This is a genomic window from Undibacterium sp. Ji49W, assembly GCF_049340205.1.
In the GTDB taxonomy this organism is placed as follows: domain Bacteria; phylum Pseudomonadota; class Gammaproteobacteria; order Burkholderiales; family Burkholderiaceae_D; genus Undibacterium.
Map to the genome: position 1 here is coordinate 1 of NZ_JBMPOW010000068.1, position 318 is coordinate 318.

1 pseudogene is annotated in these 318 nt (G+C 59.7%); it reads left to right on the plus strand.

The features are described from left to right. Positions 1-318: pseudogene (locus tag ACO0LK_RS27065) on the plus strand (MotA/TolQ/ExbB proton channel family protein); the annotation flags it as partial.

The following is a 318-nucleotide window of genomic DNA, read 5'->3' on the forward strand; positions in this document are numbered from 1 at the left end:
CCGCTGTTGCCGTCGCACCTGTATCCGCACAGGAATCCGCCTCCGCTGCTGCTTCTGCACCAGCTGCAGCCCCTGCCGCTGACGCTGCTGCACCAGCACCTGCCCCAGCGGATGCTGGCGCTCCTGCAGCTGCCGCCCCAGCCAAAGAAATGGTTGAAAACCCATACGGTCTCGACGCACTCTGGAAAACCGGTGACTTCGTTGCCAAAGGCACACTGATCATCATGGTCATCATGTCCATGGGCAGCTGGTACATCCTCATCACCAAAATCATCGACCAGGTCAAACTGTCTGGCCAGGCATCTGATGCCCGTGCCA